The organism is Paracoccus sp. NIOT.M2S5SZ12, assembly GCF_057748165.1.
In genome coordinates, this window is the sequence record NZ_JBYLFR010000025.1 from 1 (window position 1) to 23745 (window position 23745).

Below are 23745 nucleotides of genomic sequence, written 5' to 3' on the forward strand. Positions count from 1 at the left end.
GCCTCGTTCACCGCGATGGCGACTGGATCCCGTATTGGGAAAGCTGGGTCAACTGGATGCGCGCGCAGGGCTGGCGGCGCTTTGGCTGGTATGTCTGGGACCAGGGGCCCGGACTGCCGGGCGACTGGAACGGGCGACTGGCACCGTCGCATGAGTTCATCTTCCATTTCAACCGCCAGCCCCGCAAACCGAACAAGACGGTCGAGAGCAAGCACGCGGGCGAAACCCTCGGCGGCGGTGGTCTGCGCGCGGCCGACGGCACGGTCCACCGCAAAACCGGCTACGGCAACGCGATCCAGAGCCACCGCATCCCCGACAGCGTCTTCCGCATCATGCGCCATAAGGGCGGGCTGGGCGCAGCCGGGTCGCACCCGGCCGTGTTCCCCGTGGCGCTGGTCGAGGCGGTGCTGGAAGCCTTCACCGATCCCGGCGACCTGGTGTTCGAACCCTTCTGCGGCTCCGGCACCCAGCTGATCGCCGCGGAACGCACCGGGCGGCGCTGCTGCGCGGTGGAACTGGACCCGGTCTACTGCGACGTTGCCGTGCGGCGGTGGGAGATGGCGACGGGGCGGAAGGCAAACATGGACAGTCGCAACGAAGAAACCATCCGCAAGGAGAAACGACCGAAATGATCATCAATGCACCGATCTGGCGAAACGCCGACCTCATCCGGATCATTCCGATCACGCGCGCGGACCTGAATTAGGCCATGTCCCGAAACGACTTTCGCCCGGAATATACATCGAGGCCCGGAAAGGCGCGCTGGTACAGCTGGAAAGACGTGGTGGCAGTTGCTGCGGCGCAGGAACTGCGCAAGCTGGGCCTTGGTCCGTCTGTCGCCTTCAGGCTGGTGCAAGAACATCTGTCACCTTTTCTCCGAGGCCGCATCCGCGAACCGGACGATTGCGCCGGGGTGCTGTGGCTGATCCGACCGAGCAAGGACCACCTGACCATCGAAACCCCGTGCGAGTTTCTGCGGCATACCGAAGGCGAAGATCTTCGGATCGCGCCAAACGAGAACGCCTGCATCATCGTGAATGTGGGACAGATTGCAGGGCGCGTGTTCAACGACTTGCAGGCGACCGAGACTGCCAAGGTCATCCGAAGGGAATTCCAGACTTCGACAGTGGCGGCATGACCCAATCCCGCCGCATGTCGCTGGCCGAGGCTGCGACCAACGTGATGGTCGGCTATACCCTCGCAGTCGGCATGCAGATCGTAGTGTTTCCGGTGTTCGGCATCCGCATCGCGCTGGGCGATCAGCTGGCCATCGGCCTCGCGTTCACAGGCGTATCGCTGGTGCGCGGCTATGTCCTGCGCAGGCTGTTCGAACACTGGCGGAGGGACTGACCCTGATTGCTGGCGCGTCTGCCCCGCGACTGGTAGCCTTGGCGCATGTCCGAAGGCTGGCAGCACAACGAAATCAACGATCACGGGACCATCGTCGTCCTGCGTCCGATCTCGGACGAGGGCCGCGCTGGTTCGAAGACAATGTGGGCGAGCCGGAACCGGGCGGGATCTATACCTGCGAGCCGCGGATGGCGCAGGACATCCTGCAGGCGGCGGCACGTGATCTGCTGTCATGGCAATGAAGGACCGCCGCCCGGTCGGGGCGGCGGGGTGATGCGGCTGGCGGGGAATGGCTAGGCGGGCAGCTTGTAGACCGTCCCCCTGCCCTCGACCTTCTCCACGGCGATGGGCAGACCCAGCTTCTTCTTCAGCCCCCCCGAGATCAAGCCGCGAACGGTATGGGCCAGCCATCCGGTGGCCTCGACCATCTCGGCGACCGTCGCGCCCTCGGGGCGCTGGAGCATGGCGATGATCTGGGCCTGCTTGGTGCCAGCGCGGATGGCGACGGGTTTCGCGGTGTCGGTGTCGTCGGGCATCTGCACCGGTTCCGCCTTTGGCGTCGCCCTCCGCACGCTGGCGACGGCGCTGGCCGCCACCGGCTCGATCCCGATGGCCTCCAGCCCGGCCTCGGTGGCGATCAGCGTGGTGCCGTGACCGTCGCCGGTCTCGCGCCACATCGGCTCATTGCGGCGCAGGTTCGCCTCGACCTCCTCGAGCCAGCCGCGGGCGATCATCTTGCCGACCACCATCTTGGCGGCGGCGCCGACCAGCCCCTCGGGCAGCGGCAGGGCAAGGTTGCCGGGCCGGGTCGCGGCGCGGAACAGGATCAGGGTCTGGGTGTCGGACGGGGTGGTCATCGGGGCCTCCGGGCGCTGTGGCGCGCGACGTGCGCGCCTTCTACGAAAGCAAGCCCCGTCCTCGGACGGGGCAGCCGTCGCGCGTTGTGGGCGCTTCAGGCGGCGTGTTCGCCTTCCTTGAAGGCGCTGTCGGTGATCTGGCGCAGCAGACCCGCGTAGTGCTTCAGCGTCCCGACATGGCCCCAGTTGATCTCGTCGGGGTGGGTCTCGAAGTGGTCGTCGCTGAGGGCCTTCAGGCGCTCCAGCATCGTGTCGATCTCGGCCTTGGCGGCGATGAAGGCGTCGAGGGCTTTGGAATTGTCGCTGGCGCGGCGGGTGGTCATGGCGGGGCATCCTTCGGTGAGTTGCATCGTTCTGGTGCCAACACCATCGCTCTGTCGGGCGGATGATCGTAGGCAAATCGGAGCAATATCAGTGCGTTCTGATCGCTCTGGTCAGATCAGCCGCATCTCGGCCAGCGTGCGGCTGGCGGCACCCAGCTGGGCGGTGGGCAGTTCGATCTTCAGGTGCGACAGGACGTCGGAGGCCTCGGCCGGGATCCCGCTCTCGCGCAACGCCTGCTCGATGACCTCGGCAATGGCATCCGGGCGGCTCAGGTCGAAGCCCTCGGGAAGGGTGGAATAGTCGATGCGGATGGTGGTCGTGGTCATGGTGAAGCCCTCCTGGGATCGGCGCGATGCGGCCTGCTGATGGACAACAGAATCGCTCCAGAGGGGAAGACAATCAACGGGAATGATTGTTTTTTCCTGTTTATTTTCAATATCTTGATAGGATTCACAGCGCCATGAAAGGCATGAGCGAACGCGAGTATGCGGCCCATTCCGGCCTGTCCCGCGGTGGGGTGCAGAAGGCGCGCAAGAACGGGCGGCTGGTGGTGTACGACGACGGGTCGATCAATGCAGCGGCCTCCGACGTGCGCCGGGCGGAGATGACGGACCCCGACCAGCAGCGCCGCAGCCTGGGTGGGGATGGGTTGGCCAGCGGTGCGGGCGAGACCTCGTCCTACATCAAGGCGCGCACGCTGCTGACGGTCTATGCCGCGCAGGACAAGCAGATCGCGGTTCAGAAGAAGAAGGGCACGCTGGTCGATCGCGCGCGGGCGGAAACGCTGGTGTTCCGCCTGGCGCGGCAGGAACGGGATGTCTGGGTGACCTGGCCCGGACGGGTGGCCGCGCTGATGGCGGCGCAGATCATGGCGGAGGTGGAACGGCAATCCGGGGCATCGGTGACGATCGAGACCGCGATCATGCAGAGGGTGCTGGAAGCCCATGTCCGCGAACAGCTCGACGCCCTCGCCGACCTCAGGGTCTCGCTTGCATGATGAGGAGGACGACAACGGTCTGACCGCGGGTCTCGACCTCGGTTTCGACGGCGCCGAGGACCTTTTGCGGGTCTGGCGACAGGGCCTGCGCCCCGATCCGAACCTGACGGTGTCGGAATGGGCGGATCAGCATCGATGGCTGTCGTCGCGGGGCGCGGCCGAACCGGGGCGCTATCGCACCGCCCGGGCCCCTTATCTACGCGAGATCATGGATGCGCTCTCGCCCGGCCATCCCGCGCAGCGCATCACCTTCATGAAGGCCGCGCAGGTCGGGGCCACGGAAGCGGGCAACAACTGGATCGGCTTCGTCATCCATCATGCGCCGGGGCCGATGCTGGCAGTGCTGCCGAGCCTCGAACTGGCGAAACGCACCTCGCGCGGCCGCCTTGATTCCCTCATCGCGGACAGCCCGGCGCTGCGCGAGCGGGTGAACCCGGCCCGGTCGCGGGACGCGGGCAATTCGATGTTGTCGAAGGAATTTCCCGGCGGCATCCTGGTCCTGACCGGGGCCAACTCGGCGACCGGCTTGCGGTCGATGCCAGCGCGCTACGTCTTCCTCGACGAGGTCGACGCCTATCCCGCCTCGGCCGACGAGGAAGGCGATCCGGTCACGCTGGCCGAAGCGCGGACCACGACCTTCTCGCACCGGCGCAAGGTGTTCATGGTCTCGACGCCCACGATCCGGGGGCTGTCGCGCATCGAGCGCGAGTTCGAGGCATCGGACCAGCGGCGTTACTTCGTGCCCTGCCCGCACTGCGGCACCATGCAATGGCTGCAATTCGACCGCCTGCGCTGGGCGAAGGGAAAGCCGGAAACCGCCGCCTACCATTGCGAGGGCTGCGAACGCCCCATCGCCGAGCACCACAAGACAGAGATGCTCGCCAAGGGGGAATGGCGGGCAACAGCGGTTTCCAGGGATCCGAAGGCCATCGGCTTTCACCTCTCGGCGCTCTATTCGCCGCTCGGGTGGAAAAGCTGGTCCGACGTCGCGCGGGAATGGCTGGCGGCCCAAGGGTCGGACGAGACGCTGCGCGCGGCGCGCAACACGCTTCTCGGCGAGACATGGGTCGAGTCGGGCGACGCGCCGGAATGGCAACGGCTGGCGGATCGCCGCGAGGCGTGGAAGCCCGGCACTGTGCCGCTGGCCGGGCTGTTCATGACGGCCGGGGCCGACGTTCAGAGGGACCGGATCGAGGTCGATATCTGGGCCTGGGGCCGGGGCTTGGAAAGCTGGCTTGTCGATCACATCGTGATCCCGGGCGGGCCTGATGATCCGGCCGCATGGGACAAGCTGACTGCCCTTCTCAGCCGGTCGTGGCAGCATGCCAACGGTGCCTTCATGACCGTGGCACGGCTGGGCATCGACACCGGCTACGAGGCCGCGGCGGTCTATGCCTGGTCCCGCAAGGTTGGCTTCGAACAGGTGGCCCCGTTGAAGGGGCTTGAGGGCTTCAACCGCTCGGCGCCGGTCTCCGGCCCGACCTTCGTAGATGCGACCATCGGTGGCAAACGGCTCCGCCGCGGGGCGCGGCTCTGGTCGGTGGCCACGGCAACATTCAAGGCGGAAACCTACCGGTTCCTGCGGATCGAACGCCCCTCGGACGAAGACCGGGCGATGGGCGTCCTCGATGCCCCCGGCACGATCCACCTGCCCGGCTGGGCCGACACCGAATGGCTGAAACAGCTGGTGGCCGAGCAGCTGGTCACGATCCGCAACAAGCGCGGCTATGCCCACCAGGAATGGCAGAAGATGCGCGAACGGAACGAGGCGCTGGACTGCCGGGTCTATGCCCGCGCCGCGGCGTGGATCCTCGGCGCCGACCGGTGGGACGAGGCCACCTGGCGGCGGCTCGAGGCGCAGGCGGGCGTGGAAACGCGCCGGCCCGCCGCCGTGCCCACGGCGACGGAAACGGCGGCATCGGCCGCACCCAAAGCCGGAACCCTGACCACGCCACGCCGGAAACGGCGGGCCTACACCCCGAACTTCATGAGGGACTGATGGACCTGGAACGCATGCAGGCCCTGCTGACCGCGCTGCAGGAAGCCCGCTTCGCCGGGCTGCGCAGCGTCAGCTACGACGGCAAGACCGTGACCTATGGCTCGGATGCCGAACTGGCCGCGGCGATCCGGGACTTGGAGGGGCGCATCGCAGCGGCCAGCGGCACACCTGCCCGCCGCCGTCGCTGGGGCACCGTCGCGACCAAGGGGCTTTGACGATGGTCTTCGACGCCTTCCGCGCGCGGCTAGGGTCCATCATCGGTGGCTTCGACGCCGCGCAGTCCCACCGCCGCATGCGCGGGTTCCGGGCCACCCGCGCGCATGTGAACACGCTGATCGCCGCCTCGGGCGAGACCATCACCGCCCGCGCGCGCTGGCTCGTCCGCAACAACGGCTATGCCGCGAACGCGGTCGATGCCTTTGCGAACCATGTCGTCGGTGACGGGATCAAGCCCTCGTCGAAGATCGCCGATGCAACGAAGAAGGAGGAGTTGCAGAAGCTCTGGCTCGCCTGGACCGACGAAGCCGATGCCGAGGGCCTGACCGATTTCTTCGGCCTCCAGCGCCGGGCGGCACGCGAGGTGTTTCTGGCGGGCGAAGTCTTCCTGCGCATCCGCGCCCGGCGGCCGGAAGACGGGCTGACCGTGCCGATGCAGCTGCAGATGCTGCCCTCGGAAATGCTGCCCCAGGACATGACCCGCGGTCTGCCCGGCGCGGGATCAATCCGGCAGGGCATCGAATTCGACGGCATCGGTCGCCGGGTGGCCTATCACTTCTTGCGCCGCCACCCGGGCGACATGACCGATCCGGGGCTGGCCGGGGAAACCGTCCGGGTTCCTGCCTCCGAGGTCATCCACATCCTGGACCCCGTCGAGGCGGGCCAGTTGCGCGGTGTCTCACGCTTTGCGGCGGCCGTGGTGAAACTCTTCACGCTGGACCTCTACGACGACGCGGAACTGGAGCGGAAAAAGACCGCGGCGATGTTCGCGATGTTCATCACCTCGCCCGCTCCGGAAACGGCCCTCGATCCGGCCGAAGAGGATCTGGAGGTAGAACCCGGTCAGGTGGTGCGGCTTGACCCGGGCGAAGATGTCACGACGCCGTCCACCCCGGACTCGGGCAGCACTTATGAGCCCTTCCAGTACCGCACGCTCCTTCAGATCGGCGCAGCGCTGGGCGTGCCCTATGGCTATCTGACCGGCGATACCGCGAAGGGGAACTTCTCCAACACGCGGATCGCCCTCGTCGACTTCCGCCGCCGCATCTCGGCCTTCCAGCATTCGGTGATGGTCTACCAGCTCTGCCGTGCCGTCTGGACACGCTGGATGGACATGGCCGTGCTGGCGGGGGCCATCGACCTGCAGGGCTATTCCGCTGACCGGCGCGCATACCTCGCCTGCGACTGGCTCCCCACCAAGTGGGACTGGATCGATCCGGCCAAGGATGCAGCGGCGGAGATCCTGCAGATCGAGGCGGGTCTCAAATCCCGTACGCAGGCCATCGCAGAGCGGGGATACGACGCCGAACAGGTCGACCGCGAGATCGCCGCCGAACGCAAGCGCGAGGCAGAACTGGGTCTCGACTTCCGGCGGCCAGGATCACCGGCGCAGGCGGCAAGTGACGGCACTGGACAGGGAGATACCGAGGACCGGCAGCAAGATCAGCAGGACAGCGGCAATCAAGAAAAGGATGGCGAGGACCGGGATCCCAGGCCCGCGGAGGAGGGATGATGCACCACACCCAGATCGCGCAGCGCGTCTTCAACACACCCCTGATGGTCGATCCCGCCAAGGCGCTGGCCTTCTTGGCCGGGCTTGGCCCGCGGATCACCGGCAGGGAAATCAGCGTCGAGGGGCTGGAGGTCACGGCAGAGGATCAGGCCACTGCCACCCTGCCCGCCCGCGCCTCTCTCTTCGATGATGATCTGACCAACCGCCAGGCACGGAATGGTGGCCAGCCATTCGCTGTGGTGGACGGGATCGCCGTCATCGAGATCGCGGGCACGCTGGTCCATCGCGGCGCCTGGATCGGGCAATCCTCGGGGCTGACCTCCTACGAGGGCATTGCCGCCCAGCTGCAGGCGGCGCTGGCCGATCCTGCCATTCGCGGCATAGCTCTCGACATCGACAGCTTCGGGGGCGAAGTGGCCGGGGCCTTCGATCTGGCGGATCGCATCCGGGCCGTGCGTCAGGTGAAACCCGTCCATGCCTTCGTCGCTGATCACGCCCTCTCGGCCGCCTACGCCCTCGCCTCCCAGGCCGACCGGATCATCCTGCCGCGCACAGGGGCCGTCGGCAGCATCGGCGTCGTGGCCATGCACAGCGACATGAGCGGGGCGCTCGACCAGAAGGGCATCGCCGTGACGCTGATCCATGCCGGGGCGCGCAAGGTCGATGCGAACCCTTACCAGCCGCTGCCCGAGGCCGTCCGCGACCGGATCGCAGGCGAGTTGGAGGATCTGCGGCAGCTCTTCGCCGAAACCGTCGCCGAAGGGCGTGGCCGTCGCCTCGACACCCTTCGCGCGCTGGGCACCGAGGCCGCCGTCTTCCGCGGCGAGGCGGCCGTCTTCGCCGGTCTCGCCGACGAGGTGGCCGATCCCGTCACCGCCTTCCGCGCTTTCGCCGCCGCACCCCGCGGCACAACCACCCCCAGAGGAAAGGGCCCGATGATGACCACTGCCCCCGAAGACCATGCGCAGCCTGCTGCCAGCACCCCGCCGGAACCGGCCACGCCCACGGCAATCGCACCGCCGCAGACGGCGGCCGCCGCGATGTCGCCCGAAGCCATCCGCGCCGAGGCAGCCGAGGTCGCACAGGTCTGCGCACAGGCAGCCCGGCTCGGCGTCCAGATCGATGCCGCCGATGCTGTCGCCAAGGGCGTGAAGCCGGAAGCATTGCGCGCAAAGGTTCTGGCCGATCTTGCCGCGCGCAGCGATGCCGCGGGCATCATCGCCACTGCCCCGGCCGCAGGCGCGAAGGAAAGCCCCATCGTCGCGGCCGCGAAGAAGTCGGCCGCCGCCTCGCGCTGATACCGGCACCGATCACTGCCGCGCGCGCCATCGTGCAGCGCACCCCATCCCCCGAACATCCTGGAGACTGAACAATGCCCGTCCTGACGGAACCGCCCAGCATGGGCGACGTCCTCAAATATGAGGTCAACCCGAACTACACCCGCGAGGTGATCACCCTGCAGCTTGGTCTGTCCTATCCGGCAGGGTCGGTCCTGGGGCGCATCACGGCCAGTGGTAAATACACTCTCTCGCCCGCGACCGGGGCCGACGGTTCGCAAACCGCAGTCTCCGTCCTGCTCTACCCGGTGAACGCCACGCTCGCCGATGCTGTCGGCATCGTGGTCACTCGCGGTCCCGCCATCGTCTCGCGCGCTGCCCTCGTCTACGAGGCAACGGTCAACGATGCGGCCAAGATCGCCGCGAAGATCACCCAACTGGCCGCCGTCGGCATCATCGCCCGCGACGGCGTCTGACGCTGCCTACCCGGCCGCGCCCATCCCCTCATCCCCCGGAGCATCCCATGACCCTCGTCCGCAATCCCTTCGACGCTGGCGGCTATTCGCTGGCCGAGATGACGCAGGCCATCAACATCCTGCCCAACCTCTACACCCGCCTCGCCCAGATCGGCCTCTTCCGCTTCGAAGGGGTCAGCCAGCGCTCGGTCATCATCGAGCAGTACGAAGGCGTCCTGAGCCTTCTGCCCTCCGTCCCCCTCGGCGGCCCAGCCACAGTCGGCACCCGCGAAGGCCGGTCCATGCGGTCCTTCGCCCTGCCGTGGATCCCGCATGACGATGTGGTCCTGCCGGCCGACATCCAAGGCGCCCCCGCGCTGGGCGCTTTCGATGCAGCCGATCCCCTTGTGGAGGTGATGAACCGGAAGCTCCTGCTGATGCGGCGCAAGCATGCCCAGACGCGGGAATACATGGAGATGAACGCGCTGCGCGGCATCGTGAAGGACGGCGCCGGGACCACCCTCTACAACTACTTCACCGAATTCGGCCTGGCGCAGATCTCGGTCGACTTCGTCCTCGGCACTGCGGGCACGAACGTGCAGGGCAAGGTGCGCGAAGTGCTGCGCGCCATCGAGGACAACCTCCTCGGCGAGGCGATGACGTCGGTCCATGCGCTGGTCAGCCGCGAGTTCTTCGACAAGCTGATCGCGCATCCCAAGACCGAGGAAGCCTACAAGTTCTACGCCTCGACCGGCGCCCAGCCGCTGCGTGAGGATGTGCGGCGGAACTTCCCCTTCGGCGGCATCCTCTTCGAGGAATACTCCGGCACAGTCACCCTCTCGACCAAGGCGACCGAACGGCTGGTCCCGGCGAACGAAGGCATCGCTTTCCCGCTCGGCACGATGGACACCTTCACCACCTATGGCGGCCCGGCGAACCTGCTGGAAACCGCCAACACCATCGGCCTGCCGCTCTATGCGCGTCAGCATCTGGACGAGAAAGGCCGCTGGATCGACGTGATGACCGAGGCCTCGATCCTGCCGGTGAACAAGCGGCCCCGGCTGGCGATCCGGCTTCACACGTCGAACTGACGGACCCACCCATGTCCGTCTTTGCCGCCGCCATGGACCGTATCTTCACCCATGCTTCCATGGCGGCTCCCGCCCTCTGGATCTCGGCCACCACCTCCGAGGAACGCCCGATCCGCATCATCGGCCGCGCGCCCGACCGCGTCACCGACTTCGGCGCGGGCCGCTTCGTCAGCGACACGACGGTGGTCGATGTGCGCGTGGCCGACCTGCCCGCCCCACGGCCGGGCGATGTAATCGTCATCGGCGCGGACAGCCATGTCATCCAGGGAGAACCCCTGCGCGACCCGGAACGGCTGATCTGGACGCTGGACCTGAGGCCAGCATGAAGCTGAAGCTTGAAATCAGCCCCGACCTCGCCGCCCTGATGCAGGCGGAAATTGCTGCCGGTGAAAAAGCCGTCACAACCGCCATGCGCGAGGCGAGCGCGGGCCTGAAATCCGCCTGGCGCAGCCAGATCACCGGCGCTGGCCTCGGCACCCGGCTCGGCAACTCGATCCGGCTCGCCACCTATCCCAAGGGCGGCGAGAGCCTGAACGCCGCGGCGCTGGTCTGGTCGAACGCGCCAGTGATCGTCAGCGCGCATAACACGGGGCCGCTGATCCGGTCGCGCAACGGCTTCTGGCTGGCCATCCCCACCCCGGCCGCAGGCAAGTCCACCCGCGGCGGCCGGATCACCCCCGGCGAATGGGAACGTCGCACGGGACTGCGGCTGCGCTTCATCTACCGCCGCCGGGGCCCGAGCCTGCTGGTGGCTGAGGGGCGGTTGAACAGCAAGGGACGCGCCGTGGCATCCCGCGCGAAGACCGGCCGCGGGCTTACCACCGTGCCGATCTTCCTCTTGGTGCCGCAGGTTAAACTGCGGAAGCGACTGGATCTCGCGCGGGATGCGGAAAGGGCCATCGACGGCGTTCCGGGGCGGATCGTGGCGGGGTGGCTATAAACATACCAAGTTCGTGCGCTTCAGTTTCGGCTAGAGCTTGTTGCGTGCGACCTGCCTTAGCGCTTCTCGAACCGGTTGCGTGATCTGCCACGGCGCAAAGCCGAGTTTGTTTCTGAATTCAGAATGAATAATGACATCAATCGCTGCAGCGGCCTCGATGAATGAAGCTGTATGCTGGCGAAGAAGGGCGGGTGTCAGCCGATTTCCCGCTTGCGCATCACCGGTATGGGCAATCTCCCCACGCAATGTGACTACTGCATCGAGTCGACCGCAAAGACCTTGATCTTCGAGGAATGCCTCCAGCGCCGTTGAAATCTTTATGCCCAAGACCTGCCGAAATAGTCCATTGAGGTCTTTGCCGCGCTGCCGCGAGAATTTCGGTGTATTGAAGTCAGGTGTGTACTCAGCGAGTCGATCAACTAAGAGCTGTCTCCATCCACCGTCAGGAAGCAGTGCAACCTTTTCAAGCAGCGGGTCCTGATTACCTTTATATTGGCTTCCCGCATACTGAATGAGGTCTTTGCGCAGCTTTTCGTCCAGATTGGCAAATGTGAGCGAAGGCCTGCCGTTTATGATCTCGGCAGCCTGCCGACAGACTTCCTCGCAGTATATTTCCCAGCTTGATACAAGAAGAACGAGAGCGCCATTTAGAAGACTATATTTTGTATTCGGCCCCGGTCGATTGTTAATATCTTGAAAAACCTGAGCTATTTCTAGAACTTCGAGTCTTTTTCTATTATTGAAGATCGTAAACGCGCGACTTGGCAATCTCGGCTCCCTCGGTTGAAACTTCGACATGCAGCCGAAGGTCGGCCCCGTCGTCAACACCAGATCAGAAAATAGCAGGAATGCCCACCACCCGCGAAACCGTCCTCGCCGCGCTGCGTGCGCGGCTACAGCCGCTTGCCGCCCTCACCCTGCGTGACGAGATCGTGCCCGAACGGATCCCGGCGGCCGGGCTGATCATCCTGCGCGACGGCCAGCCGGGTGAGCCGGAAGTGACTCTGTCGCCCCTGCGCTATCACTACCAGCACCGGGCCGAACTGGAGGTTGTCGTCCAGGCGGGAACCGGCCGGGCCAGCGCTTTCGACGACCTGATCGGCGCAATCGGCGCGGCGCTGGAGGCCGACCGGACGCTGGGCGGCCTTTGCGACTGGGTCGAACCTGATGCCCCAGCCTCCGTCGACCTGCCCGTCGAAGGAGCGGCGGCCTTGAAGGCGGCGGTCATCACCGTCGTCCTGCACTACACCACGACCGGCCCTCTGGCCTGACACCCCCCACATAGGAGACCCTCATGGCACGCGCACACGGCGCGCGGGCGCAGATGGCGCTTGCATTCGAAACCGTCTACGGAACCCCGCCCGCCAGCGGCTATCGGCTGATGCCCTTCGCCCGGACCACACTGGGCGCGGAACAGCCGCTGCTCAATTCGGAATTGCTCGGCTACGGCCGCGATCCCCTGGCCCCCATCAAGGACGCCGTCACCGCCGATGGCGAGGTGGTGGTGCCGATCGATGTGGAGGCCTTCGGCTTCTGGCTGAAGGCCGCTTTCGGATCCCCGACCACGACCGGCACCACGCCCAAAACCCACACCTTCCAGTCGGGGAACTGGACCCTGCCCTCCATGGCCATCGAAGTGGCCATGCCCGAGGTGCCGCGCTTCGCGATGTACGCAGGCTGCGTGATGGACCAGCTTTCGTGGCAGATGAACCGATCCGGCTTGCTGACCGCTACCGCACGGTTGATCGCGCAGGGCGAGGCCATCGCTGCCACCACGGCTGCGGGCACGCCGACCGCGCTGGGCCTGCAGCGCTTCGGCCATTTCAACGGGGTAGTGAAGCGCAACGGCACCGCCTTGGGCAATGTCGTGTCGGCCGAGATCACCTATGCCAACGGCCTCGACCGGATCGAGACCATCCGGAACGACGGCAAGATCGAGGGCGCCGATCCCGGCATGGCGGCCCTGACCGGTCGGATCGAGGTGCGCTTCGCCGATAGCACCTTGGTCACCCAAGCCATCGACGGGACGCCCTGCGAGCTCGAATTCGCCTACAGCCTCGGCGCGAATGCCAGCTTCACCTTCACCGCCCACGCCGTCTACCTGCCCGTCCCGCGGATCGAGATCCCGGGGCCGCAAGGCATCCAGGCGACCTTCGACTGGCAGGCCGCCAAAGCCACCAGCCCCGCCCGCATGTGCACCGCCGTCCTCGTCAACACCGTCACGGGATACTAACCATGATCCGCCTGAACCTGTCCAACCGGCCCGAATGGCTGGACCTGCTGCCCGGACTGCGCGTGCTGGTGGCGCCCCTGACCACCGCGCTGATGGTCTCGGCCCGCGCCGATCCCGCCATCGAGGGCCTGTCGGAAACCTCCAGCCAGGAAGACCTGGCGCTGGCCATGGCCAAGGCCGTCGCGCGCCGCGCCGTGCTGGAATGGGAAGGTGTCGGTGACGAGAATGGCAACCTTATGCCCGTCAGCCCAGCGGGGATCGACGCCCTTCTCGAAATCTGGCCGGTCTTCGAGGCCTTCCAGGCGCAATACGTCGCCCGCGGCCTGATGCTGGATCAGGAAAAAAACGCCTCCGCGCCCTCGCCGACTGGTCCTTCGGCGGGGGCGACGGCTACTGCGCGGCCTGCGCGGGCCCCTGCCCGGACTGCCCCGCAAAGCTGAACCGGCCGCTGACAATCGAGGGCTGGCAGGTCTGGGACCTGACCCAGCGCCTCGGCGGCCAGCTGCGCATCGCACCGGGGGCCGTCATCGGATGGGACATGGGCGCGGCGCTGGCATTGGCGCAAGCGCTGGGCGTCAACGCCCTGATCACCGCCGAACTGCTGCCCGAGATCGAGGCGGTGATGGTGCGCAAACTCAACGAGCAGATGGAAGGACGCCGGAATGGCTGAGAAGAAGGTCTCCGTCCGCCTCGTGGCGGAGGGCGGACGTCGCGTGCGCGCCGAACTGGAGGGCGTGGGGGAGGCCGGTGCCCGCGGCTTCGGCCGCCTGTCACGCGAGATGGAACTGGCCAACACCCGGCTGGCCGCCTTTGCGCGCCGGGCTGGCCTTGCCCTCGGGGCCGCCGCTGCCGCCGCGACTGCCTCGCTCGGGCTGATCGTCCGATCCACCGCCGAGAGTGCCGCCCAGATCCGGCAGTTCGCGCAGGTCGCCAATGCCACGCCCGAGGCCCTGCAGCGCTGGTCGGCCGGGGCGCGCACCGTTGGCATCGAACAAGAGAAGCTGGCCGACATCCTGAAGGACGTGAACGACCGGGTCGGGGATTTCCTGCAGACCGGTGGCGGGCCGATGGCAGATTTCTTCGAGAATGTCGCCCCGCGCGTGGGTGTGACGGCCGATCAGTTCGCCCGCCTCTCAGGCCCCGAGGCGCTGCAGCTTTACGTCGACACGCTGGAACGGGCGGGTCTCAGCCAGCAGGAGATGACCTTCTATCTCGAGGCCATGGCCTCGGACGCCACCCGCCTCCTGCCGCTTCTCCGCAACGGCGGGGCCGAGATGGCCCGACTTGGCGACCAGGCATCCGACCTTGGCGCGGTTCTGGACGGCGATGCGCTGGAGGCGCTGCGCCGCACGCAACTGGCGCTGGGCACCGTTTCCCTCGTCTTCGAGGGTCTGCGCAACCGGATCGCCGTGGCGGTCGCCCCGACCATTGAGGCGCTGGCCAATGCCTTCGTGGCCCTCGCGTCAGACGGTGGCATCCTGCGGTTGGCCATCGACACGCTGATCGGCAACCTCGGCCGTCTCGCCACGTATGCCGCGACCTTCGCTGCTGTCATGGCCGGGCGCTGGGTCGCGGGGCTTGCCGCAGCCGCCCTGTCGGTGCGCGGGCTCGCGACGGCGCTCGTATTCCTGCGCGGCGCTCTGATCCGTACCGGCATCGGCGCGCTGATCGTCGGCGCGGGCGAGCTGGTCTATCAGTTCTCGCAGCTGGTCACTCGGGTCGGCGGCGTGGGCGAGGCCCTTCGCCTGCTTGGCGATCTAGCCCGCGAGGTGTGGTCGCGCATCAGCCTGTCCTTGGACGCGGCCCTCGCGCGGATGGCGGCCGGGTGGGAGGGCCTGAAGGCGGCGGGCCTCTCGGCGCTGGAAGGCACCATCGCAGGCGTCGTCAGCTTCGGTGACCGGACGGCCGCAATCTTCCAGGGGGCCTATGACGCTGCGGTTGCGATCTGGGGCAGTCTGCCGGGCGCCATCGGCGATTTCGCCTTCCAGGCAGCAAACGGGCTGATCTCGGGCGTCGAGGCGATGCTGAATGGCGTCGTCACCCGCATCAACAGCTTCATCGAGACCCTGAACGCGGCGCTGGCCTTGCTACCGGAATGGGCCACCGGCGAAGGTGGCGTGCGGATCGGCATCCTCGATCCGGTGGAACTCGGCCGCATCGGCAATCCCTTTGAGGGGGCTGCGACCGCTGCCGGTACTGCCGCGGCAGACGCCTTTTCGGCCGCGCTGTCACGCACCTATCTGGAACCGCCCGATCTCGGGCTTGGCGCGATGGCCGACGATGCCCGCGCCCGCGCCGATGGCTATCGCGAGGCGGCCGGGATGCTGGCCGATGCCGCCAGTCGGCCGCTCGCCAGCTGGCAGGCGCTGAAGGATGCGGTGACTAGCACAGGGACGGAGGCCGAAACCGCGCTGGCGGATGCGGCTGGTGCAGCCGATGCCCTGACAGCCGGGCTGAATGACACGGCCACCGCCGCCGATGGCGCTGGCGGCGCTGCACGCGACGCGGGGGCGGCTGCAGCCCAAGGCGCGGACGCGGCCCTCACCGGCTGGCAAGCCGTCACGGCCGCGCTCGCCGACTATGCCGCCAAGGCGCGCGACATCGGTGGGGACATCGGCAGCGCGCTGGTCGGGGCCTTCACTTCGGCCGAGAATGCCATCGGCGACTTCGTGAAGACCGGCAAGCTCGACTTCCGCGACCTGGTCACGTCGATGATCGCCGATCTGGCGAAGCTCGCGGCTCGTCGTTTCATCCTCGGCCCTATTGCGAACGCCCTTTCCGGCGCGCTGGGCGGGGCGGGCGGGATCTTCGCGAACATCCTGCATGCGGGCGGGATCGTCGGCGCCCCTGGTCCCGGCCGGATGGTCCCGGCGCTGGCATTCGCGGGTGCGCCGCGCATGCACAGTGGTGGCTGGGCCGGGCTGCGCCCCGATGAGGTGCCCGCGATCCTGCAACGCGGGGAGCGGGTTCTCTCCCGGCGCGAGGCGGCCGGTTACGGCCAGGCGGGCGCATCAACCGTCAACGTCACGATCAACGCCCGCGACGCCGAAAGCTTTCGGCAATCCCGCACACAGGTGGCCAGCGACATCGTCCGCGCCGTGTCGCTGGGCCGAAGGGGGATGTGATGGCATTTCACGAGGTCAGGTTTCCGGACAACATCAGCCGGGGCGCGCGCGGCGGCCCCGAGCGGCGCACCCAGATCGTCGAAGTGGCAAGCGGGGCCGAGGAACGCAATGCGAGCTGGGCCAACAGCCGCCGCCGCTACGACGTGGCCTATGGCATTCGCCGCGCCGACGATCTTGCGGCGGTCGTCGCCTTCTTCGAGGCCCGCAACGGCCGCCTGCACGGCTTCCGTTTCAAGGACTGGGCCGATTTCAAGTCCTGCCTGCCATCGCAGACACCGAGCCCGATCAACCAGCCGATTGGCACCGGGAACGGGGCGGCCACTCTGTTCCAGCTCACCAAGCGCTACACCTCGGGCGCGCAGTCCTGGACGCGGGCCATCACCAAGCCTGTCGCGGGAACCGTGACCATCGCCCTGAACGGCACGCCGCAAGCCTCCGGCTGGTCGGTTTCGACAACCACCGGCCTCATCACCTTCGCCACCGCCCCGGCCGCGGGCGTGGCCATCACTGCAGGCTTCGAGTTCGACGTCCCCGTCCGCTTCGACACCGACGCCCTCGACGTCACCCTCGACCTCGAACGCCTCGGGTCGATCACCTCGATCCCTCTCGTGGAAATCCGCACATGAACGACGAATCCTTCTGGTCCCACCTTTGGCGCGAGATCGCTGCCTCGACGGCGCTGATGCTGGCCTTCTGGGGCGCGCTGGGCGGTGCCACCAATGCCCTGACCACCCGGATGGCGCTGCGCGAAGCCCTGCGCCATGTCCTACTCGGCGGGTTGATCGCCGCAGGGATGGGCAGTTTTTCCATCGTGATCGTGGCGGACTGGCTCGGTCTGCCTGATGGTGCCGTCGCCGCGGGCGGGGCGGTCGGCTCGGCCGCCTACCTGGTCGGCGTCTTCGGGGCGGCCTTCATCGAACTGATCCTCGCGAAGCTCCGCCGGGTCGGGAAGGATGACGCCGATGCATGAGATCCTTCGCCTTGCCCGCTCGCTGCGCTGCGATCCTGCCGACCCCGGACAGGCCTTTGCCCACCGGCTGCGCATCGGCCTCGCCGTCGCCTTCCTGATCTTTTTCCTCTCAACCCTCGGGTAATCCCATGCAAACCTCTGATCGTGGGCTCTTGGCCCTGATCCGGCACGAAGGCGTCGTGCCCGGACCCTATCTCGACGTGAAGGACGTCTGGACCTTCGGCATCGGTCATACGGCCGCGGCCGGGCCACCCGATCCGGCGCGGATGACACGCGGGATGCCCGCCGATCTCGATGCCGGGATCCGCGAGGCCTTCCGGCTCCTCCGTGCCGATCTCGCCACTTACGAGGTCGAGGTGCTGCGCACCGTGAAGGTGCCGCTGGAACCCCACGAATTCGATGCGCTGGTCTCCTTCCATTACAACACCGGCGGCATCGCGAAGGCCTTGCTGACACGGCGCCTGAACGCGGGCGACCGGGTAGCAGCGGCTGCGGCATTCATGGGCTGGCTCAAGCCCGCCGCCGTCCGGTCCCGGCGCGAGACCGAGCGCGATCTCTTCGCCAGGGGCCGCTACCCGACCGGCACCATTCCGGTCTGGTCGGTCGACCGCAACGGCCGGGTTGACTTCTCGCGACCGATCCGGCGGCTCAGCGAGACCGAGGCGCTGGCACTGCTGCGCCCGATCCCCAATCCACCGTCGATCCCCATGTCACCTGCCCCTTCCACGGCCGCCGCCGACCCCGCGCCCGTGCAGGCGGCGCCGACCCCGCGCCCGTGCAGGCGGCGCCGAGCCTGACCACCCGCATTTTCACCTTCCTCAAGACCCTGATCGGAGCATGACCATGAACTGGACCCTCGCACGTGGCCTCGTCTATCTGGCCTGCCTTGCCGCCTCCGGCCTCTCTCTGGCCGGGCTGGCGGATTTCGACCTGGCTACCGGCACGCTCGATATTCGCCCCTTCAATCTCTATGCCCTGACCGGCGCGACCGGAGGCGTCGTGTCTTCGCTCCTCGCGTCCGTAGCTCTCCTGCGCGGCTGGGGGCGGAAGTGAAGTCGCTTTCGCCCGCACTTCAGGCCCACCTCGACGAGGGCACGACCACGCTTGCCTGGTGTTGGCGCATCACCCGCGCCGATGGCGTCGCCTTCGGTTTCACAGACCATGACCGGACCCTGTCGTTCGACGGCACCGAGTTCGAACCGGAAAGCGGGCTGACGGCGTCCGAGGTCCGGTCGGGGTCAGACCTCTCGGTCGATGCACAGGATGCGCAGGGCGTGCTGTCCTCCGACCGGATCACCGAGACCGACATCCTCGACGGTCGCTGGGACAATGCGGCCGTCGAGGTCTGGCGGGTGAGCTGGGCCAACCCGGTGCAGCGCGTGCTGTTGCGCCGAGGCGCCATCGGCCAGATCCGGCGCGGGCGGCTGGCCTTCGTGGCCGAGGTGCGCAGCCTCGCCCATGTCCTCGGCCAGACGGTCGGGCGAACGTTCCAGGCCAGTTGCGACGCCGCGCTGGGCGATGTGCGTTGCGGCATGAATCTCGAGGCATCGGCCTACAAAGGGACCGGCGCGGTCATCGATGTGCTGCGCGACCGGGCCTTCACGGCCTCCGGCCTTGGCAGTTTCGCGGCGGGCTGGTTCGCCTTCGGGCTCGTCGAATGGTCGACCGGCGCGAATGCCGGGCGGCGGGTCGAGGTGCTGTCGCACGACCTCGTCGACGGGGTGGCGATCCTGATCCTGCTGGAAGCGCCAGTGCGACCTATCACGGCGACGGATGCCTTCGTTGTCCGGGCGGGCTGCGACAAGCGGATCGCGACCTGCGGCGCGAAGTTCGCCAATGTCGCGAACTTCCGGGGCTTCCCGCACATACCCGGTCAGGACGCAGTCCTGCGATACGCCACCAAGGACGGCGGTCACGAGGGGGCGGTGTTGTGAAGGCAGCCGATCCGGCCCGTGTCATCTCCACTGCCCGGTCCTGGCTGGGCACGCCCTACCACGACCAGGCCAGCCTGCGCGGGGTCGGTTGCGACTGCCTCGGACTCGCACGCGGCGTCTGGCGCGAGGTGGTCGGGCCGGAGCCATTTCCGATCCCGCCCTACAGCCGCGACTGGGGCGAGACCGGGCCGCGCGAGGTGCTGGCCGACGGCGCGCGGCGTATGATGCCTGAGATCGGTCCATCTGACGCCAGGCCCGGTGCGCTGATCCTGTTTCGCATGATGCCCCGCGCGATCGCCAAGCATGTCGGGATCCTCACCGGCCCCGACACATTCCTGCACGCCTACGACCGCCTCGGCGTGATCGAGCAACCGCTCACGACCGCCTGGCGACGCCGCATCGCCTTCGCCTTCCTGTTCGCTGCACGCTGACCCCCACAACCCTTCGAACCCTGAGTTTCCGCAATGGCCACGCTCGTCCTCGGCGCCGTCGGTTCCGCCATTGGCGGGGCCTTTGGCGGCGCGATCCTTGGTTTCTCCGGTGCCGCCATCGGTGGATTCATCGGCTCGACCATCGGTTCGGTGGTGGACAGCTGGATCGTGTCCTCGTTGGCCCCGGCGCAGAAGATCGAGGGCCAGCGCCTCGACAGTCTTCGGATCACGTCAGCGACGGAGGGAGCGATCATTCCGCGCCTCTACGGCCGCATGCGCATCGGTGGCAACATCATCTGGGCGACCGATTTCCGCGAGGAGACCAGGACCACGACGCAAGGCGGCGGCAAGGGTGGCGGCGGCGGGAGGGTCCAGACGACCGAGTATCTGTACTACGCCAGCTTCGCCGTGGCGCTCTGCGAAGGCCCGATCACTGGCATCGGCCGCATCTGGGCAGACGGCAAGCCGCTCGACATGACCGGCATCACCTGGCGCTGGTATCCGGGGAACGAGACCCAGACCGCGGACCCGTACATTTCGGCGAAGATGGGCGCGGCCAACACCCCCGCCTACCGCGGCACGGCCTATGTCGTCTTCGAGGAACTGGCGCTTGCCACCTACGGCAACCGCCTGCCGCAGCTGTCCTTCGAGGTCTTCCGGCCCCTTGCCGATCCTGACACGGCCGAGGGGCTGGTGAAGGCGGTGACGATGATCCCGGCCTCGGGCGAGTTCACCTATGCGACCGAAGCCGTGCGCAAGACGGTCGGCGCCACGGCGACAGTCTTCGGCCAGACCACCGGTGGCACCACCACGGCCGAGAACCTGAACGCGCTGCCCGACGAGACCGACATCGTCGTCGCCCTCGATCGGCTGCAGGCCATGGCCCCGGCTGTGGAGAGTGTCAGCCTGGTCGTCGCCTGGTTCGGCAACGATCTGCGCGCGGGCAACTGCACGATTAAGCCCGGCGTCGAGGTGGCGACAAAGGTCACCAGCCCGAAGGTCTGGACGGTCAACGGAATTTCCCGCGCTGCAGCCCATCTCGTCAGCCGCGATGCCGAGGATCGGCCGGTCTATGGCGGCACGCCTGCGGATTTCGCGGTGGTGCAAGCGATCCGCGAGATGAAGGCGCGCGGGCTGCGGGTGACCTTCTATCCGTTCCTGCTGATGGACGTGCCGCCAGGCAATACACTGCCCAACCCCTATTCGATCAACGCCGCCACGCTGGGCCAGCCGAGCTTCCCGTGGCGCGGGCGGATCACCTGCTCCCCAGCAGCAGGCTATGCCGGGGCCGCGGACAAGACCGCCGCCGCCGCAACGCAGGTCTCGGCCTTCTTCGGCGCGGCCACCCCGGCGCAGTTCGCGGTGTCGGGCGACACTGTCAGCTGGACCGGGCCCACCAGCGATTGGGGCCTGCGCCGGATGATCCTGCACTACGCCCATCTCTGCGCGGTGGCGGGCGGTGTCGATGCCTTCCTGATCGGGACCGAGATGCGCGGTCTGACGACGATCCGCTCGAGCGCCAGCACGTATCCGGCCGTGACCGCCTTCAAGGCGCTGGCGGCAGACGTGAAGTCGGTCCTCGGGCCGGGCACCAAGGTCGGCTATGCTTCCGACTGGTCGGAATATTTCGGTCACCAGCCCGGCGACGGCAGCGGCGATGTCTATTTCCACCTCGACCCGCTCTGGTCGGATGCCAACATCGATTTCATTGGCATCGACAATTACATGCCGCTCTCCGACTGGCGCGACGGCTTCGACCATGCGGATGCGTTGGCAGGCTGGGCGGCGATCCATGACCGCGGCTACCTGCAGGCGAACATCGCAGGGGGCGAGGGCTTCGACTGGTTCTATGCATCCGCCGCCGACAGGTCGGCCCAGATCCGCACTCCGATCACGGACGGTGCTGCAGGCAAGCCCTGGGTCTTCCGCTACAAGGATCTGCGGGCCTGGTGGTCGAATGCCCACTTCAACCGCCCAGGCGGGGTGGAGAGTGGAACGCCGACCGCATGGGTGCCGCAGTCCAAGCCCATATGGTTCACCGAACTGGGGTGCCCCGCCATAGACCGGGGCACCAACCAGCCGAACGTGTTCTTCGACCCGAAGTCGTCCGAGAGTTTCACCCCGTATTTCTCGCGCGGCTGGCGCGATGACGCGATCCAGCGTGCTTACCTCGAGGCCAGCTATCTCTGGTGGGGTCAGGGCGCGAACAACCCGACCTCATCCGTCTACGGCGGCCGGATGGTTCATGTCCCCGAATGCGCCGCATGGACCTGGGACGCGCGGCCCTATCCGTTCTTCCCCAAGTTGACCGGCGTCTGGACGGACGGGCCGCACTGGCGGCTGGGACACTGGCTGACCGGACGGCTCGGCGCGGTGTCGCTCGCCGCCTTGGTGCGCCATCTCTGTCTGCGCGCTGGGCTGGCGGAGAGCCTGATCGACGTTTCCGGCCTCTGGGGCGCGGTCGAGGGCTATGTGATTGGCGCGCTGGAAAGCCCTCGCGCGTCGATTTCCACCTTGGCCCGGCATTTCGGCTTCGACGCCATCGAGACCGAGGGCGTGATCCGTTTTGTCATGCGCGGCCGTGCCTCGACCGCTACGCTGGCCATCGATGATCTGGTGGCCAGCCGCGAAGGCGAGGCTCTTGAGCTGACCCGTGGCCAGGAGACGGAACTGCCGCAGGCCCTGAAGTGGCAGGTCGCGCGGGCGGACGAAGACTATGACGCGGCCCTCGTCGAAGCCCGCCGCATCACCGTCGATACGACCCGCATCGCGTCCGAATCCTTTCCGATGGCAATCCCGCCCGAGGAGGCCGAACGCCGCTGCCGCCGCGCGCTGATGGAAGCCTGGATCGGCCGGGAAAGCGCCACCTTCCGCCTGCCGCCCTCAAAGCTGGCCCTCGATCCGGCCGACGTGATCCGGCTCGCGCATGACGGTCGCGAGGTCGAGTTCCGCCTCGTCTCGGTCGCCGATGCCGGGGCAAGGGGCATCGAGGCGGTGCGCCAGGACCGCGCCGCCTACGACCTGCCGCCCGGCGATCCGCGCCCGGCCTCGCTCGCCAGCCCCGTCGTCTTCGGCACGCCCGAGGTGGTGATGCTGGACCTGCCGCAGATCAGCGAAGACCAGCCCACACATCGGCCCCTGATCGCCGCCCATGCCAGCCCATGGCCTGGCGAGATCGCCGTGTTCCGCAGCGCCTCGACGGATGGGTTCTCGTTGTTGACGACCTTTGGCAGTCGGGCCCGGATCGGGACGCTGGCCTTCGATTTCTTTCCGGGGCCGACCTCGCGCTTCGATCTGGGCAACGCTCTGGTCGTCGATCTGCTGTCAGGCACACTGGAAAGCGTGACGGACGTCGCACTGTTCGGCGGGGCCAATGCGCTGGCGGTCGAGAGCGCCGCTGGCCAATGGGAGATCGTGCAGGCAGGCGCGGCCGAACTGATCGCACCCGGCCGGTACCGCCTGACCCGCCTGCTGCGCGGCCAGCGCGGAACGGAACATGCCATGGGCAACCCGGCACCGGCGGGGGCTCGGGTGGTCGTTCTAGATGCAACGCTGGCCTCACTGCCCATCGCCGAGGCAGACCTTGGCTTGCCATGGAACTGGCGCGTCGGCCCGGCCGCACGGGCGGTGAGCGACGACCGCTATGCCGCGCTGGGGTTCACCCCGATCGGGCGGGGCCTCGTGCCCTTCGCCCCGGTCCATGTCGAACAGCCGTGGCGGATCGCGCGCACCCCGGGCGATCTGACCATCCGCTGGACGCGCCGATCCCGCGCGCTGGTCGCGGATGCCTGGGAACAGGTCGAAGTGGCGCTGGCCGAGGACATGGAAAGTTATGATGTGCAGATCCTCGACGGGACGACCGTCAAGCGCACGCTGACCAGCAGCACGACTTCCGTCCTCTACACCGCCGTCCAGCAGACCGCCGATTGGGGCGCGCCGCTCGAGCCCGGCCAGACACTGGCCATCCGCATCTACCAGCTCTCGAACCGTCTCGGCCGCGGCACGCCTGCGACCGTGACCCTCCAGTTCTGAC

29 protein-coding genes are annotated in these 23745 nt (G+C 67.5%); 25 read left to right on the forward strand and 4 right to left on the reverse strand.

The genetic code is table 11. The features are described from left to right. The 3 genes from AC2SGK_RS16470 to AC2SGK_RS16480 form a co-directional block, all read left to right on the forward strand. Window positions 1-632 (forward strand): DNA-methyltransferase (locus AC2SGK_RS16470; protein WP_488324552.1); only part of this gene is annotated, 632 nt, incomplete at its 5' end. A gap of 77 nt (window positions 633-709) precedes the next feature. Beyond that, window positions 710-1138 (forward strand): hypothetical protein, encoded by a 429-nt coding sequence (locus AC2SGK_RS16475; protein ID WP_488324553.1) that lies wholly within the window; start codon window positions 710-712, stop codon window positions 1136-1138. Beyond that, entirely contained in the window at window positions 1135-1350 is a 216-nt protein-coding gene (locus tag AC2SGK_RS16480; protein WP_488324554.1) for a DUF7220 family protein, read from the forward strand. The genes AC2SGK_RS16475 and AC2SGK_RS16480 overlap by 4 nt, the downstream gene beginning before the upstream one ends. Before the next feature lie 293 nt (window positions 1351-1643). Here AC2SGK_RS16480 and AC2SGK_RS16485 read toward each other — a convergent pair whose 3' ends face one another. The 3 genes from AC2SGK_RS16485 to AC2SGK_RS16495 all read right to left on the reverse strand — a co-directional run bounded on the left by AC2SGK_RS16485 (window position 1644) and on the right by AC2SGK_RS16495 (window position 2857). Then, window positions 1644-2207: a DUF3489 domain-containing protein gene (locus AC2SGK_RS16485; RefSeq protein WP_488324555.1), complete on the reverse strand. Its 564-nt coding sequence runs from the start codon at window positions 2205-2207 to the stop codon at window positions 1644-1646. 95 nt (window positions 2208-2302) lie between these two features. After that, window positions 2303-2530 carry a hypothetical protein gene (locus tag AC2SGK_RS16490; RefSeq protein WP_043132988.1) on the reverse strand — a complete coding sequence of 76 codons (228 nt, stop codon included), beginning with the start codon at window positions 2528-2530 and terminating at the stop codon, window positions 2303-2305. 111 nt (window positions 2531-2641) lie between these two features. Then, window positions 2642-2857, reverse strand: coding sequence for a hypothetical protein (locus AC2SGK_RS16495; protein WP_036708719.1), 216 nt, complete (start codon window positions 2855-2857; stop codon window positions 2642-2644). Between the two features lie 134 nt (window positions 2858-2991). On the opposite strand from AC2SGK_RS16495, the gene AC2SGK_RS16500 reads away from it, so the two are divergent. The 9 genes from AC2SGK_RS16500 to AC2SGK_RS16540 all read left to right on the forward strand — a co-directional run bounded on the left by AC2SGK_RS16500 (window position 2992) and on the right by AC2SGK_RS16540 (window position 11019). Further along, window positions 2992-3528 carry a hypothetical protein gene (locus AC2SGK_RS16500; protein ID WP_043132986.1) on the forward strand — a complete coding sequence of 179 codons (537 nt, stop codon included), beginning with the start codon at window positions 2992-2994 and terminating at the stop codon, window positions 3526-3528. Next, window positions 3476-5527 carry a phage terminase large subunit family protein gene (locus tag AC2SGK_RS16505; RefSeq protein WP_488324556.1) on the forward strand — a complete coding sequence of 684 codons (2052 nt, stop codon included), beginning with the start codon at window positions 3476-3478 and terminating at the stop codon, window positions 5525-5527. The genes AC2SGK_RS16500 and AC2SGK_RS16505 overlap by 53 nt, the downstream gene beginning before the upstream one ends. Then, window positions 5527-5742, forward strand: coding sequence for a phage head-tail joining protein (locus AC2SGK_RS16510; RefSeq protein ID WP_043132983.1), 216 nt, complete (start codon window positions 5527-5529; stop codon window positions 5740-5742). Before AC2SGK_RS16505 ends, AC2SGK_RS16510 begins: the two co-directional genes overlap by 1 nt. A 2-nt stretch (window positions 5743-5744) precedes the next feature. Next, a complete protein-coding gene (locus tag AC2SGK_RS16515) occupies window positions 5745-7256 on the forward strand; it encodes a phage portal protein (RefSeq protein WP_488324557.1) in 1512 nt (503 codons plus the stop codon). Beyond that, window positions 7256-8554, forward strand: coding sequence for a S49 family peptidase (locus AC2SGK_RS16520; protein WP_488324558.1), 1299 nt, complete (start codon window positions 7256-7258; stop codon window positions 8552-8554). The genes AC2SGK_RS16515 and AC2SGK_RS16520 overlap by 1 nt, the downstream gene beginning before the upstream one ends. A gap of 74 nt (window positions 8555-8628) precedes the next feature. Further along, a complete protein-coding gene (locus tag AC2SGK_RS16525; RefSeq protein WP_488324559.1) occupies window positions 8629-9009 on the forward strand; it encodes a head decoration protein in 381 nt (126 codons plus the stop codon). 47 nt (window positions 9010-9056) lie between these two features. Beyond that, the gene (locus AC2SGK_RS16530; RefSeq protein WP_488324560.1) at window positions 9057-10079 is read left to right on the forward strand and encodes a major capsid protein; all 1023 of its coding nucleotides are present in this window, start codon (window positions 9057-9059) and stop codon (window positions 10077-10079) included. Window positions 10080-10090: 11 nt separating this feature from the next. Next, a complete protein-coding gene (locus tag AC2SGK_RS16535) occupies window positions 10091-10405 on the forward strand; it encodes a head-tail joining protein (protein WP_488324561.1) in 315 nt (104 codons plus the stop codon). Beyond that, window positions 10402-11019, forward strand: a complete 618-nt coding sequence (locus tag AC2SGK_RS16540; RefSeq protein ID WP_488324562.1) for a DUF6441 family protein — start codon at window positions 10402-10404, stop codon at window positions 11017-11019. The genes AC2SGK_RS16535 and AC2SGK_RS16540 overlap by 4 nt, the downstream gene beginning before the upstream one ends. A 30-nt stretch (window positions 11020-11049) precedes the next feature. On the opposite strand, the gene AC2SGK_RS16545 is transcribed toward AC2SGK_RS16540, so the two are convergent. Then, a complete protein-coding gene (locus tag AC2SGK_RS16545; protein WP_488324563.1) occupies window positions 11050-11817 on the reverse strand; it encodes a HEPN domain-containing protein in 768 nt (255 codons plus the stop codon). A gap of 50 nt (window positions 11818-11867) precedes the next feature. On the opposite strand from AC2SGK_RS16545, the gene AC2SGK_RS16550 reads away from it, so the two are divergent. From AC2SGK_RS16550 to AC2SGK_RS16610, 13 genes are all read left to right on the forward strand, one after another. Continuing rightward, window positions 11868-12290, forward strand: coding sequence for an acyl-CoA transferase (locus AC2SGK_RS16550; RefSeq protein ID WP_488324564.1), 423 nt, complete (start codon window positions 11868-11870; stop codon window positions 12288-12290). A gap of 23 nt (window positions 12291-12313) precedes the next feature. Then, complete coding sequence (locus AC2SGK_RS16555; protein WP_488324565.1) at window positions 12314-13252, forward strand: phage tail tube protein; 939 nt, start codon at window positions 12314-12316, stop codon at window positions 13250-13252. Between the two features lie 2 nt (window positions 13253-13254). Continuing rightward, on the forward strand, window positions 13255-13692 hold the full coding sequence (locus AC2SGK_RS16560; RefSeq protein WP_488324566.1) for a hypothetical protein: 438 nt from the start codon (window positions 13255-13257) through the stop codon (window positions 13690-13692). 68 nt (window positions 13693-13760) lie between these two features. Then, window positions 13761-13922 carry a DUF7697 family protein gene (locus tag AC2SGK_RS16565; RefSeq protein WP_420841669.1) on the forward strand — a complete coding sequence of 54 codons (162 nt, stop codon included), beginning with the start codon at window positions 13761-13763 and terminating at the stop codon, window positions 13920-13922. Continuing rightward, window positions 13915-16377, forward strand: coding sequence for a phage tail tape measure C-terminal domain-containing protein (locus tag AC2SGK_RS16570; RefSeq protein ID WP_488324567.1), 2463 nt, complete (start codon window positions 13915-13917; stop codon window positions 16375-16377). The genes AC2SGK_RS16565 and AC2SGK_RS16570 overlap by 8 nt, the downstream gene beginning before the upstream one ends. Then, window positions 16377-17003: a phage distal tail protein, Rcc01695 family gene (locus tag AC2SGK_RS16575; RefSeq protein WP_488324568.1), complete on the forward strand. Its 627-nt coding sequence runs from the start codon at window positions 16377-16379 to the stop codon at window positions 17001-17003. The genes AC2SGK_RS16570 and AC2SGK_RS16575 overlap by 1 nt, the downstream gene beginning before the upstream one ends. Further along, window positions 17000-17347, forward strand: a complete 348-nt coding sequence (locus AC2SGK_RS16580) for a hypothetical protein (protein ID WP_488324569.1) — start codon at window positions 17000-17002, stop codon at window positions 17345-17347. Before AC2SGK_RS16575 ends, AC2SGK_RS16580 begins: the two co-directional genes overlap by 4 nt. After that, a complete protein-coding gene (locus tag AC2SGK_RS16585) occupies window positions 17340-17471 on the forward strand; it encodes a hypothetical protein (protein WP_269429090.1) in 132 nt (43 codons plus the stop codon). The genes AC2SGK_RS16580 and AC2SGK_RS16585 overlap by 8 nt, the downstream gene beginning before the upstream one ends. Window positions 17472-17499: 28 nt before the next feature. Next, on the forward strand, window positions 17500-18144 hold the full coding sequence (locus tag AC2SGK_RS16590; protein WP_488324570.1) for a lysozyme: 645 nt from the start codon (window positions 17500-17502) through the stop codon (window positions 18142-18144). A gap of 40 nt (window positions 18145-18184) precedes the next feature. Next, on the forward strand, window positions 18185-18400 hold the full coding sequence (locus tag AC2SGK_RS16595; RefSeq protein WP_488324571.1) for a hypothetical protein: 216 nt from the start codon (window positions 18185-18187) through the stop codon (window positions 18398-18400). After that, window positions 18397-19281, forward strand: a complete 885-nt coding sequence (locus AC2SGK_RS16600) for a DUF2163 domain-containing protein (RefSeq protein WP_488324572.1) — start codon at window positions 18397-18399, stop codon at window positions 19279-19281. The genes AC2SGK_RS16595 and AC2SGK_RS16600 overlap by 4 nt, the downstream gene beginning before the upstream one ends. Then, window positions 19278-19712, forward strand: a complete 435-nt coding sequence (locus AC2SGK_RS16605) for an NlpC/P60 family protein (protein WP_488324573.1) — start codon at window positions 19278-19280, stop codon at window positions 19710-19712. Before AC2SGK_RS16600 ends, AC2SGK_RS16605 begins: the two co-directional genes overlap by 4 nt. A gap of 33 nt (window positions 19713-19745) precedes the next feature. Next, window positions 19746-23744 (forward strand): baseplate multidomain protein megatron, encoded by a 3999-nt coding sequence (locus AC2SGK_RS16610; protein ID WP_488324574.1) that lies wholly within the window; start codon window positions 19746-19748, stop codon window positions 23742-23744. Window position 23745 lies beyond the last annotated feature (1 nt).